Raw genomic sequence first — 18752 nt, 5'->3', positions numbered from 1 at the left:
TTTTGTCCGTTATACCATCCTCTGCCAGAAGTGATACCATACTTGCATATATATGAAAGACTTCCTTGTAATCTCTGATTGCCTTCGCTGATGTGCAATCAGCTTACACTTTTTCGCGATCTTTCCCTTTATCGGATTCGCCTGCGTTTTTATTCGCTTTCTCCCGATCGAGCTGCATCTCCTCCACCGTTTTCACCTTGAGTCTGGCTGCGCCTTCATACGAGCGGGTCGGGATCAGATTGCCGGCCGCCAGGCGTTCCTTCGCCTCGACGATCGAAGCCGAATACTGAGGAAGCCATGCTTCACCGGCTACCAGCATTTCATCAACCAGCTGCCAGATTTCCTTCGGATTGCATACCGCCCCGACCAGCGGATCCATCATAAACGCCTGCCGAAGCAGCTTGTCGTCTCCATGAACCGCCGCTTCAACCGCCAGCCGTTGAACGGATATGCTTACGCTGCATACGGCAGCCGGGCCAAGAGGCAAATTCCCGACAAGCGGCATGGAAATGCCGTTGCGGTCAACGTATCCCGGCGCTTCGATGACGGCATCCTCCGGCAGGTTGGCGATGATGCCTTCATTCACCACATTAAAGTGTCCACGGTATACCCTGCCGGTCTCCAAGCCTTCAATGATGTAGGAGCCGTGCTCCTCTCCCCGGTGCTCCGGCTTGAATTCCATTGCCGGATCCTTCATCCAGTTCGGGAAATCGGTCTCGAACCAGTTGCGCCCCTCGGTGCAAACTCGCAAATATCCGCCCGTCTCTCCGTTGATCCAGCTGCTGAGATCAATCCACTCCGTAATTTCCTCCGGCCGTTTGCGGTACCAAGGCACGTATTCGCTTAGATGGCCGTTGGATTCGGTGCTGTAATATCCGAAACGCCGGAGCATATCGATGCGGACCTTCTCCGTCCTGCTGTATTCGGGATGGCGCTCGAACGCCTCCAGCAGCCCGGCCGTCAAGTCTTTGCCTTGATGCGAAGCTTGAATATACCAAGTCTGATGATTGATGCCGGCACAGACAATATCGACGTCCTGTTTCTTTAAACCGTAAACCTCGGCAATCTGGTGGTGCCCATGCTGCACGCCATGGCATAAACCCACCGTCCGCACGCCTCCATACCGATTGCATGCCCATGTCAGCATGGCCATCGGATTCGAGTAATTCAGCAGCAGGACATCGGGCGCGCACACCTCGCGAATATCCCGGCAGATGTTCAGCATCTCGGGGATTCCCCGCTGGCCGTACATGATGCCTCCTGCGCAGAGCGTGTCGCCCACGCACTGATCGATGCCGTATTTCAGCGGAATGTCCACATCCGTGCGGAATGCCTCCAGACCGCCCACGCGGATGGTGCAAATGACGTATTTGGCATCCTGCAGTGCCTGCCTTCGATCCGTGGTGGACTGGATCGCAATCGACAGCCCGTTCTCATTAATGTCCCGCTGACATAATTCCGTGACCATCTCCAGGTTATGCCGGCTGATGTCGGTGAAAGCGACCTCGATATCCCGGAACTCCGGTACGGTCAGCAAATCGCGCAGAATCCCCCGGGTAAAGCCGATGCTTCCCGCTCCGATAAAAGCAACCTTAAATGACATTTCATCCTCTCCTAAGCTACTAATTAGATTGTACCCATTGTAGCAATGGAGGGACGGTAAGCGTTATCAAAATCATGACCTCTTGGACCCTTCGGAGTCAAAAATCCTCACTTCTTATCTTCAACATCGTCTTCACCGTAGTTCCAGGCATTCCGGTCTTTCCGAAGACGATATTCCACCGGCGTGCTGCCCGTATACTTCTTGAATAACATATGAAAATACTGCCTGCTGCCCACACCCACATAATCCGATATTTCATGGATGGGGATATCCGTCTGCTCCAGCAGCATCTTGGCCTTTTCCATTCGGATCGTTGTCAGGTACTCGGTTATCGTCCTGCCTGTCCCTCTGCGGAATACCCGGTGCAAATAACCGGGATGCAGATTCACTTCCGCGGCTACGTCCTTCACCTGAATCTGGCGGTCATAGTTCTGATGTAAATAATCGACGCTGCGTTTAATATAGAAGTCGCTCTGCTGCATGTCGCTGCGTTCTCTTTCTTCATACAAACGGGCGATGCATACCAGCAGCTGTATAAACAGCGCATGCGTCATCATCCTGCCGTCGGTACCTCTCTGATCGAGCTCAAGCACAAGGCTTTTCAGCACCGGATATACCTCCTCCTGATCAGCCAGCACCAAATAGCGGAACGGCCGCTTCAAGAGAAAAGATACCTCTTCTTCTTCTCCGGCGATATGCCTTAAAGATGGCGCCTTCCCTTCGCTTTCCATAAAACCGAATTCCACGTTCAGCATTCGGCATGAGGCGGCCTGATCCACGATTAACCGATGCGGAACACCGGCATCCAGCACCATGAACTCTCCTTTCTTCAAAATGACGCTCTTCTCCGTATCGCCTGCCTTCACGTCAATCCGGCATACTCCGGAAATCATATACATGATTTCGGTTGAATCATGCTGATGGTAAGGCATTTCATAATTCATCCACTGTTTATAATAATAGGCATAAAAGCGCGGGACATAATCCCCCTCTTCCAGCATTTGCTGAAATAAGCTGCCGTTCACAATCACTCCTCCTCCCCTTTGTCATAAGCAGAACAGCATTCGGTTTATAAAAAACGCCCATCGGCGCCATAAACTTACAGAACTCGGTGACCACGGTACGCGCATATAAAAAAGCCTGGCCCTTAGGCCAAGCTTATCATCATTATGGCAGTGGTGCTACGAGATTTTGAAAGCGGAGACGGTATGGTTCAACTCTTCGGCAAGCTCGGCAAGCGATTGTGCCGTTGCAGCCGATTCCTCGCTTGTAGCCGCCGTTTCCTCCGTGGAAGAAGAGATCGTCTCGATAGCCGTCGCCACCTCTACAGCCTGGGCCGCCTGCTCCTCGCTGGCGGCGGCAATATCCATGACTTTGCCTGCCGACTCATTCACCATGCTTGTAATATGGGCAAAGGCTTCCCCGGCTTTTTCCGTATGGATGACGCCCTGATGCACCGCCTCCACGCTATCGGCCGTATTCTTCTGCATGCCTTTGATAATGTCGGCAATCTGCTTCGTGGCTCCTCCGCTTCGTTCGGCAAGTTTACGCACCTCATCCGCCACCACGGCGAACCCTCTCCCTTGATCCCCTGCCCGTGCAGCCTCGATCGTGGCGTTGAGCGCAAGCAGATTGGTCTGCTTGGCGATATCGTCGATTACCTCGATGATTTCGCCGATCCGCTGGGAGTCTGTCTCAAGCTTGGCAACATGCTCGCGTATCCGATTCATGCCTTCCACCGACTGCTGGACGATTCCGCTGCCTTCCGCTGCAATCCCGGAAGTCTGGTTCACGAGCTCGGACGCTGCCGATGCATCGCTTGCAACGGAATTGATGGCATTGGACCATTCCTGGAACAATTCGCTGACCGTTTGCACGGATTCAGCTTGGCTGCTGCTGCCCACCGCAAGCTCCTCGGCACCGGCCGACAGCTGCTGCGAAGCGGCGGCAACCGAGGATGCATTCATATTCACTTTGCCGATCATTTCCCTCATGCTTTCCAGCAGCTGGGCGAACACCCGGGACAACGTTCCGATCTCATCCGCCCTGCGAAGATAATCCGCGGGAACCTCCTGCGTGAAGTCTCCCTTGGACATGGACTCGCCGATCGCTACGGAAACGCCCAGCGGTTTCACGATGGATCTCGTTAACAGGATCACGATGACCGCCAAGGCCGCCAAAGTGATCACGCCTGCCGCTATGATGGAGATGATCAAGGCATCCGAATTCGCCGTAATCTCATCCATCGGGATAATGATGGCGGCCGACCATGGCGTTTCGGTCAATCCGGTCTTAATCGGCGTATACAGCTTGTACAGCGCGGAGTCTTCCTCGGTATAGACATCCCCTTCCCGAATGGCATCCAGTATGAGGGGAACCGTCTTGCCAGGATATGCTTCTTCCAGCTTCTGTCCCATCAATCCGTCCTCCGGCGACGTTACGATCACGCCGGTATTCGAATAAATATGCGCATACCCCGTATCAAATAACCGGAATTGCTCCATGACGCTTTGCAGATGTGCGAGGGATATATCGACGCCCACTACGCCGACGGTCTTGCCGTTATCGATAATCGGCACGACGAGCGACGTCATCATGACATCCTCGTTGCCTACTTTGAACTCGTACGGATCCATAATGATCTCTTTGCCGCTATTCTTCGCCAGAAGATAGAAGTCGCCTTCCCCTTCCTGATCGTAATCCTCTATAATCGTACGCTCCAGACCCGCTTCTGTCCTTGCCCAGTAGGACATCATGCGGCCCGAATGGTCGCTGCCGAGTTTGTTTCGGTAATCGTTGTCCCGGCCGTCAAAAGCATCCGGCTCCCATAACGTCCAGATTCCTTTCCAGGACGGATTATCCTCCAGGTTTCTTCTCAATATTTCATTAACGGCTTGACGATTCGTTGTATCGGTCTCTTTCATGCCAACGAAGCTTACGGCCAAAGTACGTGCAGAGTTCATGACATCGTCAAGCTCGGCCTGAACCAGCGCGCCGATCTTCTCACTCGTTGTCACTGCAAGCGTCTTGGCCGAATCCAGAGCTTCTTCCGTTGTCGTCATGCTGATATAGGTCATCATACTGCCTAAAAATATCGTGATTGCTCCCAAAATTATAAGCAGCATGCGACTTTGAAGTTTCATCGCAAACAGAGATTTCCATCGTTTCATTATGAGTCACCCTCGCTTCTTCCGGCTGTTAAATTCATTCCACTCTTCTTCAAGCTGCGCCAAAACTTCCTCAATCTCTTCCCGTGACAAGAGATCATCGGCGCCATATTCAAATAGGTCCTTTGTCATGCCGCAAGTTACCACCCTTCCTACTTACAGACTATATCCATCCAGTAAGATAAGCATATACACTTGCTTACCGTTCGTAACCGAAATTCTCTTGCGTGCTCACGCAAGAATTTTGCGGGATGCCTTGCGGTTTATTGTCGAATCTTTGCGAAATGAATCGGAGTCATGTCGAAACATGCTTTGGATATCGTCTGAACTTATAGAAAAAAGACCGAGTTATCAGCTCATCTGAACAAAATCGGAATCCGACAGAATCCCCATTTGCTTCGCTTTCAGCGCAGCCTCTATGCGCGACTTCACATTCAACTTTTGAAACAGGTTGGTTAAGCAGTACTCCAGTGAACGCTGGCTCATAATAACCGTCCCCGCAATTTCCTTGTTGCTCTTTCCTCGAGCGATCTCCTTAAGAATGCTGTATTCTTTATCGGTTATAGACTGGGCTGCCGGCGCACCCGTCGTCCGTTCCGGGCCACTCGCGGTCACGCGGCGGAGCTGCTTCACAAGTGTCAATGGAAGAACCACTTCGCCTCGCAGCGCACATCGAACAGCCGTCACCAGCTGCTCTTTGCCTGACGTTTTCGAGACAAAACCAGCCAGTCCCGCCTCCATGATCAGGTTAAAATGATTGCTGACTTCAAAGCCCGTATAGATCAGCATCACCGCGTTCGGGGCGATCCGGAGGATCTGCTTGGCCAAATCGATTCCGTTCATACCCGGCATATGCATATCGATCAGCATCACGTCAAAGCGCTCCGCATTGACCAGCTCCAGCGCGCGCTCCGGCGTATTTGCAAGCTTGACGAACATATCCTTTTCCTGTTCGAGCAGCACCTTGGTTCCCTCCATCACCGAGGGATGGTCATCCACCAATAAAATATCGATCTTCATAACCCTCATGACTCCTTTAGTCTGGTATCTTGTTTGCTGCTTTGCCGGCATCCATGCTTACTTTGCCGTTATCGATATATAGACAGCCAGCCCCCCGCTCTCCGATGAGTCGAACTGGATTTTGCCGTTCATGCTTCTCACCCTTTCCTTCATGCCGCCGATTCCCATACTGTTGAATTGATCCGGCTTTTGGCTGGGATCGATTCCGACTCCGTTATCTTCATAACTCAGATTGACCTCATCCGACTGGGTGGACAAACGAAGCTTTACCTCCGTCGCATTGGAATGCTTCGTGGCATTCGCCAGCAGCTCCTGAACGATCCTGTACAACCCGATCAAATGGTCGTCACTGATATCATCAACGAAGTTCGAGCAGTCGAACTGTATGGAGTAATTGGTGCGGAGCTGGGTGAATTCAAACAATGCCTCAAGCGAACGTTCCAGCCCCTCTTCCTTCAGCAGCGGTGGGCGAAGCTCATTGCAAGTGATTCGGATCTGATAAATGACATCCAAAAGCCCCTGCTCAATCTCCTCCAGCTGTGGACGCAGATGTTCCGGCAGATCAAGATCGGATGTAATCTGATTCAATTTCCTGTACCAGATAATCTGTTCCTGGAGCGCGGCATCGTGAAGATCCTGGGACAGTCGCTTCCGCTCATTCTCGGAGAGATGCAGCATCAGCCGCAGCAGCCAAAGGGGCATGATCTGCTGTGAGGATCCCAGCTTCTCCAGCTCCCTCGTCAAGTCCTCAATCACGCGAAAATTATCGTACAGGACGCTTGCATAGCGGGTAATCGTCTCCAGCCATATTTTCTTGGCCTGAATCATGAGCAGCGGGGCCTCGCCTGCGATGCAGACGATGCTGCTGTCACCGTTCATCTCCCCGATCTTGACGAAATATCCGTCGCACGTCTCAAACAGCTTGCAAAGCGGAACATGCTCGGGACCGCATTTATGGATCGCGTGAAGCACCCTTTGCGGCAGCTCTTTGCTGCCGCCTTGAATCTTGATATGCAGGCTGTGGTGGTTGATCCGGATCAGGCTCACCCGGTCCGTTCCCAGCACTTTCCTGATCTCCTGCACGATCCGGGCATTCAATTCGCTGATCTTCACCATCCCGAACAGATCCGAGGAGAATTGATCCAGGCTCATCTGAAGCCTGAAATACCGGTCCTCGCTCTCCCGGACAAGCCGCTCTGCCGCAATCCGCTCGCGTTCGGCCTGCTTCTGTTCCGTTACATCCCGAATAATGGTAAGCGCCGTATTATCGCCTATATAAGGGATCGGCGTCGTGATGGCCTCGATATCGATGATCATTCCATCCAGCCGGACCAGCTTATTTCCCGCGAGCTCGGAGGTAGTCCCGCTTTTGTACACATGTTCAACCTCAGACGCCACGAACTCGAGCTGGTCGGAAGGAATCACGTCCTGGAAGGAGGTGCCGTCCAATTGCGCGATGTCCGTAATTCCCAATAAGGATAAGCCAGCGGGATTGGCATAAATGTAAGAAAAATCGGAGTGCAGGAACATCGCGACCGGTGCGATATCCAGAATGTGGCGGTTGATACGGTCGCTCTCCATCAGAGCCCTTTCCGCTGATTTACGGGCGGTAATATCCTCGAAGAAAATTTCAATGGCGTCCGATTCCTCGTCATACAGGGCCGTCGCCACGACATCGACCCGCTCTCCGTCCACCCGCTTTATGGATAACTCCTCGGGAACGACCCGCCTGCTGCGAATCAACTGCGTAAGCCGTTTGCGTGCCCACTCCTCATAGGGATCAAACACCCAGTCCCAAGGATCGGTGCCCAGGATCTTGTCGGGTCCAGCGGCTCCAAGGATCCGAAGTCCGGCGGGATTCACGTACATCAGCTTGCGTTCTTTGCACACCGCGATGGCAATAGGCGATAATTCCACGAGGCGGCGATACCGGTTCATGCTTTCCTTGAGCGCCTGCTCCATCTTCTTGCATTCCGCCATATCATACAGCGCCTCTTCCATGCGGAATCGGGTGGTGATGTCAATGGCAATGCCATCGGTACGGACGATTTGCCCGGACTCATTCATCGTCGGAATCATTTTCACCTGAACCCAGCGTACGTCGCCCTCCGCGTGGAGGATGCGGTATTCGGTATGGACCGCCTCGCCTTGCCGAAGCTTGTCAACCAAGGTTCGGAACAGCGCCATATCCTCGGGATGAATCATCGTTTCCCAGGAGAGCCCGTCCGAGAAATCGCGATGCGAATAACCCGTGATTTTATGAAAAGCCAAGGATGTATTTCGTATGGTCCTGGTGCCGACATCGTATGACCAAATCCCGACATCCAGCGTAAGCAGCATATCGTCAAGCATGCGGAACCTGCTCTCGGCCATGTCCAAGGCCCGATGGCTTAACTTCCGCTGATAACCACATCTGTATAAGATAATCAAGAAAAGAATCGTCATGGCGGCCAACACCAAAACGGTTGCCCCCAAGAAGTAGCTGTGCATGATGTTTGATAGTCTCCTTATGAAGCATACACGCAAACCACGTCAGGGGCTTTGCGTTATGCCGAATGCAGGCTGCGGGACGAACCCAATGGCAGCCATATCATTTATCGGCAGATCCTTCACAAATGCGAAGATCAGGGACTAAGAAATTTTATGTCACGTTTCTGAGTGTCATATCTGCGAAAATACACGAAGCGCCAGCGGTCCTATGCAAGTGCATGCCCTATGTGAAATGGTCGATCGACGTACGTGCCAAGATGACAGACTACGTATCAAAGGGAGTTTTATTGCGTGTTCAGGAGGGTAAACCTGTGGAGATACTCCCGTTCCTTGTCTCTTGCCAAAAATAAAAGCTCGAAGCGGTTTCTCGCTTCGAGCTTTCCATAAGCGTTCCATAGCTAACGGACTTATGCCAAATCCCACTCGGAATGAATCTTGGGCACATCCGATATCAGCTGCTGCGTATACGGATGCTGCGGGTTCAGGATAACCTCTTCCGCCGGTCCGCGCTCCACGACTTTCCCCTGTTCCATAATATACAGCGTATCGCTTACATAATAAGCAAGCCCTACGTCATGGGTTATAAAAATAATCGTCATGTTATTCTCATCCCGCAGCTTCAAGAGCATGTCAAGGATCGTGGACCGCGAGCACGCATCGACCATGGAGGTCGGTTCATCCGCAATAAGCAGCTTCGGATGAAGCATGAAAATCCGGGCGATCATCAGGCGCTGCATCTGCCCGCCGGACAATTCGAACGGATATTTATTGTGCAGCTCTTCGAATTTTAGATTGACGAAGGAACACGCTTCCTTCATCTTTCGGAATTGCTCCTCCTTCGTCAGTTTATCTCCCTGCAGCTTAATGCAGTCGAGCAGCAGCTTCTCCACTTTGTAGAACAGGTTGAACGAAGAGAACGGGTCCTGGAAAATCGCCTGAATGTTCTTCCAATAGCGCTTGCGGTCCCCATGCCGCTTCAGCCGTCTCGGCTTGCCCATATATTCAATCGTCCCGCTGCTCTCTTTCAGCAAGCCCATGATCATTTTTGCCAGCGTCGTTTTGCCGCTTCCGCTCTCGCCGACAATCGATATGATTTCGCCTTCATGAAAGGTAAAGCTGACATCCTCCACGGCGGTTGTCTTCTGCTTCCCGTAACCGAACACCTTCGTGAGATGCTCTCCCCGAATCAGTACGTCATTCCCCTTCATTCGCATACCACTCCTTAAGCACATCAGGCTCCACGATGCACCGATAGATTCGATCCCCCACGGTCCGGCTCGTTATCTTGCCCTTCCGGCAGGCATCCTGCACATAGGAGCAGCGGTCGGCGAACCGGCAGCCCTCCGGCACGTTCTTCAGATTGGGCGGGGTCCCCGGAATGGCGGCAAGCTTATGGCCCTTCATGCCCTCCTCGGGCACGATGATGGAGCCCATCAGCTTTTTCGTATAAGGATGGATCGGGTCAAATATCATTTGCTCCGCGGTTCCCCGCTCCACGATTTCCCCCGCGTACATGACGATGATGTCATCCGTTACATGATAGAGCAGCGGCAGCTCGTGCGTGATGAAGACAAGGGATTGGATAAAGCCGCGGTCCAGCAGGCTCTTCAGCAGCTTGATAACCGCTTTCTGCGAGGTTACGTCCAGAGCCGAGGTCGGTTCGTCCGCAATCAGCACTTTCGGATTCAGAATGGTGGAAATCGCGATGACCGTTCTCTGCTTCATGCCCCCCGACAGTTCGTTCGGATAGGAGTTCAGCACCTTGGTCGACAAATTCAAGGTCTCGAACCGCTCCGCCGCCATATCCCACACCTGCTTCTTGTTCAGCTCGGGGCGGTGCTCCTTCATGATATCCTCGATGAATCGAATGATTTTGAGCGTTGGATTCAGGGCATTCATGGCCGCTTGCGGAATATACGATATCTCTCTTCCCGACACCCGGGAACGAAGCTGTTCCTTGCCGAGCTTCATAATGTCCGTGCCGTTGATGACAATCGAGCCGCTGCCGAAATGCAGCGGCGGAAAATAGAATCCCATCAGGCTGAGGGCAAGGGTCGATTTGCCGCAGCCGGATTCGCCGGCAATGCCAAGCGTCTTCCCCTTCTCGAGCGAGAAGCTCACGCCGTCTACGGCATATACATGCTCCTTCAGCCGGGTACGGTAAAAGGTTTTCAATTCGTTAACTTCCAGTATATTTGTGCTCAAGGCCCCATCAGCTCCTAATCTTCGGATTGAATATTTCATCCATGCCGGTGTTCATCATGTACAAGGAGAAGGTAATGATGGCGATGGAAATAGCCGCCGGGATAAAGGCCCACCAGGCCCCGGCAACCGGCGCTTCGAAGACGAGCGCCCAATTCATGATGATGCCGAGGGAAATCGTGTTGTAAGGGCCGAGTCCCAGCATCGAGATGGAAGCCTCGGAGAGAATGCCCGATGCCGTCTGCAGCACGAAAGCCATCACGACATAGGAGGCGATGTACGGCAAAATCTCCGAGACAATGATGCGCGGCGTACTGTACCCGGAAATTTTGGCGATGTTCACGTGATCCCGGTTTCGCAATGAGGAGGTTTGCGCCCTTACGGCCCTGGCCGTCCAGGGCCAGCTGGTGATACCGATGATGACCGCCGTGACAAACGAGCTGCGCGAATCGATGCTCACCGAGATCAAAATCAGGATGACAAAGGAAGGAATCACGATGAAAATGTTGGTGATCGCGGTCAGCAGATTATCGATCATGCCTCCGATATAACCTGAGGCTAAACCGATCACAAGGCCGATGACGGTAGCAAATACGCCGGCAATCAGCCCCACCTGCAGGGAGGTCCGAATGCCGTAGATCAATTCAAGAAATAAATCCCTGCCGAAGTTATCCGACCCGAGCAGCAGCTTCGAGTCCGGCGGTTGATATGCCAGCGCGATCATTTCCAGCGGGTCATTGCGGTTAAAGAGCGGGTAGATCAGCACCATGCCGATCATGGCCAGCAGCATGCAGGCTCCGAACATAAACTTTGGCGATTTGATCAATATGCGAAAGGAACTGTTCATATTATTGATCCTCCATCTGAGCGGCCTTGATTCTCGGATCGATCCAGCCGTAGATTAAGTCGATCGTAAAGTTGGCCAGCAGCACAGCCAGGGCGATCAAGAGGGTGCAGCCAGAAATTAACGGATAATCGAGCTGACGGATCGCCGTGAACATCCAGGTTCCGATCCCCGGATAACTGAACACGATCTCGCAAATCAGAGAGCCGCCTACCATCGTGCCGATGGATAACGCCAGTCCCGTTATCTGGGGCAGCATGGCATTTCGGAATACATATTTCGCGATCTTGGAATCCCGTATCCCGAGCAGCTTGCTGTACAGCACATAATCCGAATTGAGCTCATAGATGGACATCTCGCGCATGCCGATGGCTTGGCCCCCGATGGTCACCAGCACGATCGACAGGAAAGGAAGCGTGTGATGCCGAAGCACCGAAGCGAAGAATTCAAAGCTGAGCGTCGGCACCATCTGATAGTCGTAGCCGCCATGCAGCGGAAACCAGTTCAGGGACAGCGCGAACACGTACAGCATGATGATGGCCAGCGTGAAGAACGGAATGGAATTCACGAATAAAGCCACCGGAAAAATCACTTTATCGAACACGCCCTTGCGGTATGCCGCAACGGCGCCCAGCACGTTGCCGATGATCCAGCCAACCAGGATGGCCGGAAGCTGGAGACCGATCGTCCACGGCACTGCCGAGGCCAAAATCTCCGTGACCGGTTTCGGATACAGCCCGAACGAAGTGCCCAGGTTGCCGGTCGCCAAATTTTTCAGATAGATGAAGAATTGTTCCCATAAAGGCTTGTCGATGCCGAACTCCACGAGAAAGGTCTCATAGACCCGCTTGATCGTATCGCTGTCGGTCATCCCCTGCGTCATCTCGGACACGATCATGCTGACCGGATTCCCCTCAATCATCCGGGGCAACAGAAAGTTCAGCGTAACGGCGATTACCAGCGTCAGAAAATACCAGAAGAACTTCTTGACGATATATTTTCCGTAAACACTCAAGCAGCTCACCCCCATGAATCGCACCTTCGAATTTGGTGGAAAAGAGACCTATATCAGGGGTGCTAATCCACCAATACAGGTCTTCGTTCATTGAGTTATATCCTCAGTTATGAATCTGATACAGCGACTTGATGCCGGCCCCATCCATCGAAATTTGAGGAGGGATGTTGCTGCCGTCCCCTTCGGTCGGGAAGCCCTTCCAGACCGATTCATTAACCGTATCGAATACCCATGGACGATACATGAGCGGAATCGACGGGATATCCTTCAACCAGATTTGGGTCAGTTCGGTATAGAGCGCTTTCAATTCGGCTTCGTCCGAAATGGTAGGAATCTTCTCGATGATGGCATCCGCCTGATCGTTCTTGTATCGGCCCCAGTTGTAGAATGCCATTTCGCCCATTGGCGCAACGCCTTTGGAGTACATGATGGTCATGGCGCGGTTCCACGGCTGGCTCGGGCTGACTCCGCCCGCAGGCGTGTTCATGATAATGTCGAACTTGCCGGTCTGAAGATCATTGGTCCATACCGGCGCTTCCGGGAATTTGGTCCGAATCTCGATGCCGATCGCTTTCGCGTTCTGGGCGACGATCTCAAGCGCCGCGTTCCAATCCGACCAGCCGTACGGACATTCAATCTCAAACGGACCGAGTCGGGTACCGTTCAGAACGCGGATGCCGTCTTTCCCTTTCGCGGCGCCGATGGAATCGAGCAGCGCATTGGCCGCCTCCACGTCCGTTGTCCACTGGAGCGGTTTGATGGCCGCCTGGTCCACATATTTCGCTTCGGCCTCCGTATTGAGCGTCAATGACGGCTCCATCGGGGCGGAGTAGCCGCTGATGGCCAGCTCCGAGATTTTGCCGTAGTCAATTGCCATGGCAATCGCTCTGCGGACATCCGCATTGTCGAGCCCTTCCTTTGTCATGTTGAAGAAAATCGACGGCATGGAGCCCGGCACATAATAAGGTGCCTCTTTGATATAGGTTTTGACCGGAGCCCCGCCTTCCCACATTTTCCATACCTGAGGAATAAACTGCTGCGACACGTCGACCTGGCCGCTCTTGAACGCCAGATCGCCCGCGGCATTATCTTTATAGATGACATGGGTGATGTACTTTGGAGCCGGCAGCTTGCCGAAGAGCGCCTGGCCCCAGTAGTTATCGTCCCGTATAATCGTGATTTTCTGGTCATTGTAAAAATACATTTTATAAGGCCCCGTTCCGATCGGGTCCTCGTTGACTTCCTTCCGAATGGTGGCAAGATCGTTGTTGGCTTTCTTCTCTATCTCTTCCCAGACATGTTTAGGCAGCATCGGCATGATCTCAATGCTGTCGAGCACCGTCAACTTGTTCGGATTGTCTTTGTTGAGTGTGATGTTCACCGTTTGCGGTCCGTCTGCCGTTACGTCCTCGATGTACGTCCAGAAGCTGCTCCAGTTGATGTCATACTTTTTGCCAAGCTGGTAGGTATAGACGACATCGTCGGAGGTGAACGGCTTGCCGTCGCTCCATTTGGCATCCTGGTTCAGCTCGATCCGCAAGTTGAGATCGTCGGTCCATTCGTACTTGGTCCCAAGCAGCGGCTCTAACTCGCCTGTGAGCTGGTTGACCATAAACAACGTTTCATACACCAGTTCCCTCGAATTTCCGTAGTTGATCGGAAACGCCGGGTTTCCGCTAAGCAGGTTGAAATTCGTGGGCGCTCCCCATTGCAAGCCGTTCACGTAAAGCGTTTCGTTTCTCGGCGTTGCTTTCGCATCGCCCTGCGGTGCTGGTTCTTCGCTTCCTCCGGGCGTCTTAACTTCTTCATTAGGCGGCGGTGTTTCTGATGCTGTCGGCGGCGGCGTTACGCTTTGGCACCCCGCGACAAAAAAAGACGCGGCCAACAATAGAATGAACATGGGTCTCAGAACGGTTTTCAGCTTCACTTGTGAACCCTCCCATTCATGGAAATGTGTTCTCACTTAAGTGCTGAGTATCCGAGTCGAACATCGGTTGTCTGCAAGCGCTTTCTTGATGGATTTATATGTACCTCGGTTCAATCTGAGTACGAATTATTTTTTTTGTCATTTTTATTCAAGCCTCAAGGATTTTTCCATTTGACGTCGAACTTGAATGGACATGGTAATCTAGCGGACGATCCGATACTCTTCAAAGGGGTGGGCCTACTGCCTGTGATCAAAGATGTTTTGCTGCAGCTGTTGTTTGCATTGATGCCTTTTGTTGCATACAACATCTATTACAGAAAACTGACTGTCAACTATTCCCGTAATTTCATCATTGTCATTTGTTCGCTGTGCATGCTGCTGTCCATGACCTTTGCTTCGTCTGTCCAAAGCGGTCTGATCTTTGACGTACGGTATGTCATTATGTTCTTCGGCATGCTGTTCGGAGGGTTCCTGACAGGGGCAATTCTGCTCGTGGAATTTCTAATCTACAGATAATACATTGGCGGATCCGGCACGATCGACGCCATTATAATCTTGATCTTTACGTTCCCGCTGTCCGTTCTGCTGTCATTCCTGTATCACCGAAGCAAACACAAATTATGGATCATTTTTATAGCCGGCATCAGCTTCTCGGTCCTTCCGCTCCTGGTGCTCTATATAACCAAGCCCGACTACATCATGAATTACTTTGTTTTTAATATTTTAGCCATGCCGGTTCATAACTCGCTCGGGATATGGCTTCTCGTGACCCTGTTTAACAAGTCCGTATCCGACAAGGAGCTTTATCTGCGGTATATCCAGAATGAAAAAGCCGAAGCCGTGAATCATGTCGCCGCCTCCCTTGCCCATGAGGTCCGCAATCCGCTGACGACCGTGCTGGGGTTCCTGCAATTGATCAAAAGCGGCACGTTCCCTCCGGAAAAGACCGAACGATTCCTAGAAATCAGCATGGAGGAAATTCGCCGAACCGAACAGATCTTGTCCGAATACCTCTCGATCAGCAAGCCTCACTTGCCGTTTCAGCAGCGAATCGAGCTTACCGCCCAAATCAAGTCCGTCGTTGAGCTTATGACTTCATATGCCAATATGAGCAACGTCACCCTCAGCACGGACTCTCCCCAGTCGAATCTCTACATTTCGGGGAGTCCCGCAGAGCTCAAGCAGCTGCTGGTCAACTTTATTAAGAATGCGATCGAGGCGTGCAAAGACGTCGACAACGGCATGGTCAACATTACCGTCTATGAAGAAACGGACCAGGTGGCCGTGGAAATCAAGGACAACGGGATCGGCATGACCCCCGAGCAGCTAAGCCGTCTCGGTTCGATCTACTATTCCACCAAAATGAGCGGGACCGGGCTTGGGCTCACCTTCTCCTATCAAGCCATCCGCGCCATGAACGGAAGCGTCTCGGTTCGAAGCTCGCCAAGATCGGGAACCGTGTTTCTCATCACGCTCCCGCGCGCGAAACTGAACCCGTAAGGGATGACGCACGAGGTCCGTTAACGAAAAAGAGAGACGTCTTTCGCAGCGAAAGAGCGTCTCTCTTTTATTGGGCTTGCAGCATAATTTCTTTGGCCTCAAAACTTCTGTTGTTTTTGCTTATGTTCAACGGCTTTTTTAACGTGATGCGGATAAGATCGCCTTCATTTAGCTCATCCAGCGTGATAGCTCCTCCTCCACTTGCCTTCAGGGAAGTCGATTCGGTGACCAGCACCTCACAGTGGTACCCCTCATCCGTGTGATTCTTCCGGTTACGATTCACTTCGTCGGAGCAGTCCACGGCAATCCTGTCGTCTTCCAGCGAATAAACCGCGGACTCGAACACCGTTACATCACGGGCACATCCCGCCGTAAACAGGAACAGCAGGCACATAAATAGCCTCAGCTTCATACCGCGCCCCCATATACCTGCATAAGCAGTTTTCATTAACATAGAGTGACAGGCAAAACGAGTCATCATTAGGTTTAGTGTAACATCGGCCCATCCATTGCGCTTCAAAAAAAAGCAAGGAGCGGGGAGGATCCCCTGCTCCTTGCGTTACTTTCGTTCATCCATTCTTCCTTACTGGTATTTAGGAAGCCAGTCTCCGTGCGCTTCGATCAAGTCGTCGCACAGGCTCTTGATGTCATCCATGGACAATTCGGCTGCCGTATGCGGATCCAGCATCGCCGCATGATAGATATGCTCCTTCTTGCCGGTTGCCGCGGCTTCCAGCGTCAGCAGCTGGGTGTTGATATTGGTGCGGTTCAGCGCGGCACACTGCGGAGGCAGATCGCCAACATAGGTCGGCGTCACGCCGCTGGCATCGACCAGACACGGAACCTCGACGCAGGCTTCCTTCGGAAGGTTCGTGATCAGTCCCGTATTCATCACATTGCCGCCGATTTTGAACGGTTTATTGGTCTCGATTGCTTCCAAAATGTAGGAGGCATATTCATGGGAACGGTTGTGCTTCAGATCCTGGTTGTTGACCAAATCCTCGCGCATCGCCTTCCAACCCTCGATTTGGTTCACGCAGCGCCGCGGGTATTCATCCAGCGGGATGTTAAAGCGTTCGATCAGCTCCGGATAGTTGCGCTTGATGAAATACGGATGATATTCGGCGTTATGCTCGGACGATTCGGTAATGTAGTAACCGAAGTTCAGCATCATCTCGAGACGGACCATATCATGGTGCTTCTCCTTCTGCTTCTCCGCCGCGCGCTTCTTGATTTCCGGATACAGGTCCACGCCGTCCTTCGTTACCTCAAGCAGCCATGCCATATGGTTGATGCCGGCGATTTTGGCCTGCACGCCTTCCTTGTCTATTCCCAAATTATCGAACAGATGCGGGATGCATGCCTGAACGCTGTGGCACAATCCTACGGTTTGCACGCCGCCCAGCGTGTTCATGGCATTGGTCAGCACTGCCATTGGATTCGTATAGTTGAGGAACAAGGCGTTCGGACAAACCTCCCGCATATCAGCCGCGAAATCCAGCATGACCGGGATGGTGCGGAGGTTGCGGAATATCCCGCCGATTCCCACGGTGTCCGCTATCGTCTGTCTTAGCCCGTATTTCTTCGGAACCTCGAAGTCCGTGATCGTGCACGGGTCATAGCCTCCAACCTGAATCGCGTTAATGACGTATTTTGCTCCGCGAAGCGCTTCCTTGCGGTCGCCGTATGATTTTACGACACAGGTGCTGCCGCTGGTTTTCTTTATGTTATTCAGCATGTTCTCCGAGTCTTTCAAACGAACGGGGTCAATATCAAACAAAGCAAGTTCAAACCCCTGCAAAGCCGGCGTCTGCATGCAATCACCCAGGACGTTTTTGGCAAATACGGTACTTCCTGCTCCGATGAATGTAATCTTAGACATCAATAAATGCCCTCCTTAAACTCCATAAATTAATACGCTTTCACATGACTAACTATAAGATAATCAGCCTTTTTTGAATATGGAGCAAAACAAGTGCCATATGGACATTTGTCGTGCGATTATGTAATCTAACTCTATCTCATATCCGCTCATCGATCGATTTCGCACACGTTTAAGGAGGAGCCAAAAAGATGTCCATTTTGCCGGACCATACCCTTTACACGATTGGCATGAACCCTTCGCCCGGCGGTCATGACCTGAACATTCTGTTCAGCGGCGAAGGCATGCCCGTACCCCGCCACAAAATCGGGCCCATCATCCATGATTACTGCCTTATTCACACCGTCCTGACAGGCCAAGGCGTGTTCGAATGCGCTGGCACGGTGCATCACTGCCGGGCAGGCGATACCTTCGTGATCCTTCCCGGCGTTCTGTTCAGCTATGAAGCGGACGACCGGAATCCCTGGCACTACAACTGGGTGGCTCTGCAGGAGAAAGGCACTAACCTGCTGCTGGCTGATATGGGCGTTACACCCGTCAGACCGATTATCCGCTGCACGGAAGAAACCGAACTGAACGACCTAGCCGAGATGTACCGTCATCTGCGTCTCGGGTTTAACCAATCGGATCACCCTTGGCTGGAGGATCTTCAGGCATCCGGGTGGCTCCGATTGCTGCTCCATAAGCTGGCGATGTTAAACCGCGAGTTTCTTCCGTCGAGCTCCAATGACGTGCCGGATATTGAGCGGGGCGTGAGACAGGCGGAGCGCTGGATTTCGACCCAATATCACCAGCAGCTGTCCATAGATCAGATGGCGAAGGCTCTCGGCTATCACCGGGCCCATCTGTCCAAGATGTTCAAACAGCATACGGGCCTTTCGCCCATGCAGTACCTCATGAAGGTACGCATCGAGAAGGCCAAAGCACTCATGAGATCGTCCTTCTCCATCCATGAAATTGCCTCCTCCGTCGGTTTCAACGACGCTCTCTATTTCTCCAAGCAGTTCCGCAAATGGACAGGCATGACCCCCAGCGAATATAAGTACAGCCTGGAAAAAAGCTCGAATAAAACATGATCCTGCAAATGAAAAGAGCTCCCGGC

General features: G+C 52.4%; 16 protein-coding genes. 3 read left to right on the top strand and 13 right to left on the bottom strand.

What is annotated here, in order from left to right:
* Nucleotides 1-103 precede the first annotated feature (103 nt).
* The 11 genes from melA (P0X86_RS07430) to P0X86_RS07380 all read right to left on the bottom strand — a co-directional run bounded on the left by melA (P0X86_RS07430) (nucleotide 104) and on the right by P0X86_RS07380 (nucleotide 14268).
* Nucleotides 104-1603 (bottom strand): alpha-glucosidase/alpha-galactosidase, encoded by a 1500-nt coding sequence (gene melA / locus P0X86_RS07430; RefSeq protein ID WP_213580488.1) that lies wholly within the window; start codon nucleotides 1601-1603, stop codon nucleotides 104-106.
* 107 nt (nucleotides 1604-1710) lie between these two features.
* On the bottom strand, nucleotides 1711-2628 hold the full coding sequence (locus P0X86_RS07425; RefSeq protein ID WP_213580487.1) for an AraC family transcriptional regulator: 918 nt from the start codon (nucleotides 2626-2628) through the stop codon (nucleotides 1711-1713).
* Between the two features lie 156 nt (nucleotides 2629-2784).
* Nucleotides 2785-4773 carry a methyl-accepting chemotaxis protein gene (locus P0X86_RS07420; RefSeq protein ID WP_213580486.1) on the bottom strand — a complete coding sequence of 663 codons (1989 nt, stop codon included), beginning with the start codon at nucleotides 4771-4773 and terminating at the stop codon, nucleotides 2785-2787.
* A 6-nt stretch (nucleotides 4774-4779) separates the two neighbouring features.
* Nucleotides 4780-4902, bottom strand: coding sequence for a hypothetical protein (locus P0X86_RS07415; RefSeq protein WP_260871434.1), 123 nt, complete (start codon nucleotides 4900-4902; stop codon nucleotides 4780-4782).
* Nucleotides 4903-5121: 219 nt separating this feature from the next.
* A complete protein-coding gene (locus tag P0X86_RS07410) occupies nucleotides 5122-5790 on the bottom strand; it encodes a response regulator transcription factor (RefSeq protein WP_096775275.1) in 669 nt (222 codons plus the stop codon).
* 57 nt (nucleotides 5791-5847) lie between these two features.
* Complete coding sequence (locus P0X86_RS07405) at nucleotides 5848-8280, bottom strand: sensor histidine kinase (RefSeq protein WP_145038721.1); 2433 nt, start codon at nucleotides 8278-8280, stop codon at nucleotides 5848-5850.
* Nucleotides 8281-8687: 407 nt separating this feature from the next.
* On the bottom strand, nucleotides 8688-9488 hold the full coding sequence (locus P0X86_RS07400; RefSeq protein WP_009591620.1) for an ABC transporter ATP-binding protein: 801 nt from the start codon (nucleotides 9486-9488) through the stop codon (nucleotides 8688-8690).
* Complete coding sequence (locus tag P0X86_RS07395; RefSeq protein WP_015733868.1) at nucleotides 9475-10485, bottom strand: ABC transporter ATP-binding protein; 1011 nt, start codon at nucleotides 10483-10485, stop codon at nucleotides 9475-9477. The genes P0X86_RS07400 and P0X86_RS07395 overlap by 14 nt, the downstream gene beginning before the upstream one ends.
* Nucleotides 10486-10492: 7 nt before the next feature.
* Nucleotides 10493-11329 (bottom strand): ABC transporter permease, encoded by an 837-nt coding sequence (locus tag P0X86_RS07390; RefSeq protein ID WP_009591588.1) that lies wholly within the window; start codon nucleotides 11327-11329, stop codon nucleotides 10493-10495.
* Nucleotide 11330: 1 nt separating this feature from the next.
* Entirely contained in the window at nucleotides 11331-12341 is a 1011-nt protein-coding gene (locus P0X86_RS07385) for an ABC transporter permease (RefSeq protein WP_085981266.1), read from the bottom strand.
* A gap of 103 nt (nucleotides 12342-12444) precedes the next feature.
* The gene (locus tag P0X86_RS07380; protein ID WP_096775271.1) at nucleotides 12445-14268 is read right to left on the bottom strand and encodes an ABC transporter substrate-binding protein; all 1824 of its coding nucleotides are present in this window, start codon (nucleotides 14266-14268) and stop codon (nucleotides 12445-12447) included.
* A 246-nt stretch (nucleotides 14269-14514) separates the two neighbouring features.
* Between P0X86_RS07380 and P0X86_RS33125 the strand changes: the two genes are divergently transcribed.
* Together P0X86_RS33125 and P0X86_RS07375 are read left to right on the top strand one after the other, a co-directional pair.
* On the top strand, nucleotides 14515-14784 hold the full coding sequence (locus P0X86_RS33125) for an ABC transporter permease (RefSeq protein WP_347177537.1): 270 nt from the start codon (nucleotides 14515-14517) through the stop codon (nucleotides 14782-14784).
* A 39-nt stretch (nucleotides 14785-14823) separates the two neighbouring features.
* Entirely contained in the window at nucleotides 14824-15768 is a 945-nt protein-coding gene (locus P0X86_RS07375) for an ATP-binding protein (protein ID WP_347177536.1), read from the top strand.
* 67 nt (nucleotides 15769-15835) lie between these two features.
* Here the strand turns inward: P0X86_RS07375 and P0X86_RS07370 are convergent, their stop codons facing one another.
* Nucleotides 15836-16180 carry a hypothetical protein gene (locus P0X86_RS07370; protein WP_277748233.1) on the bottom strand — a complete coding sequence of 115 codons (345 nt, stop codon included), beginning with the start codon at nucleotides 16178-16180 and terminating at the stop codon, nucleotides 15836-15838.
* 171 nt (nucleotides 16181-16351) lie between these two features.
* Nucleotides 16352-17650, bottom strand: a complete 1299-nt coding sequence (gene melA / locus P0X86_RS07365) for an alpha-glucosidase/alpha-galactosidase (RefSeq protein ID WP_096775269.1) — start codon at nucleotides 17648-17650, stop codon at nucleotides 16352-16354.
* A 191-nt stretch (nucleotides 17651-17841) separates the two neighbouring features.
* Here melA (P0X86_RS07365) and P0X86_RS07360 point away from each other — a divergent pair, with 191 nt between their 5' ends.
* The gene (locus P0X86_RS07360) at nucleotides 17842-18726 is read left to right on the top strand and encodes a helix-turn-helix transcriptional regulator (protein ID WP_213580484.1); all 885 of its coding nucleotides are present in this window, start codon (nucleotides 17842-17844) and stop codon (nucleotides 18724-18726) included.
* Nucleotides 18727-18752: the final 26 nt, after the last annotated feature.

Origin of the sequence: Paenibacillus sp. BR1-192 (genome assembly GCF_029542445.1) — a bacterium.
GTDB lineage: Bacteria > Bacillota > Bacilli > Paenibacillales > Paenibacillaceae > Paenibacillus_AQ > Paenibacillus_AQ lautus_A.
This window is presented reverse-complemented; position numbering and strand designations above follow the sequence as displayed.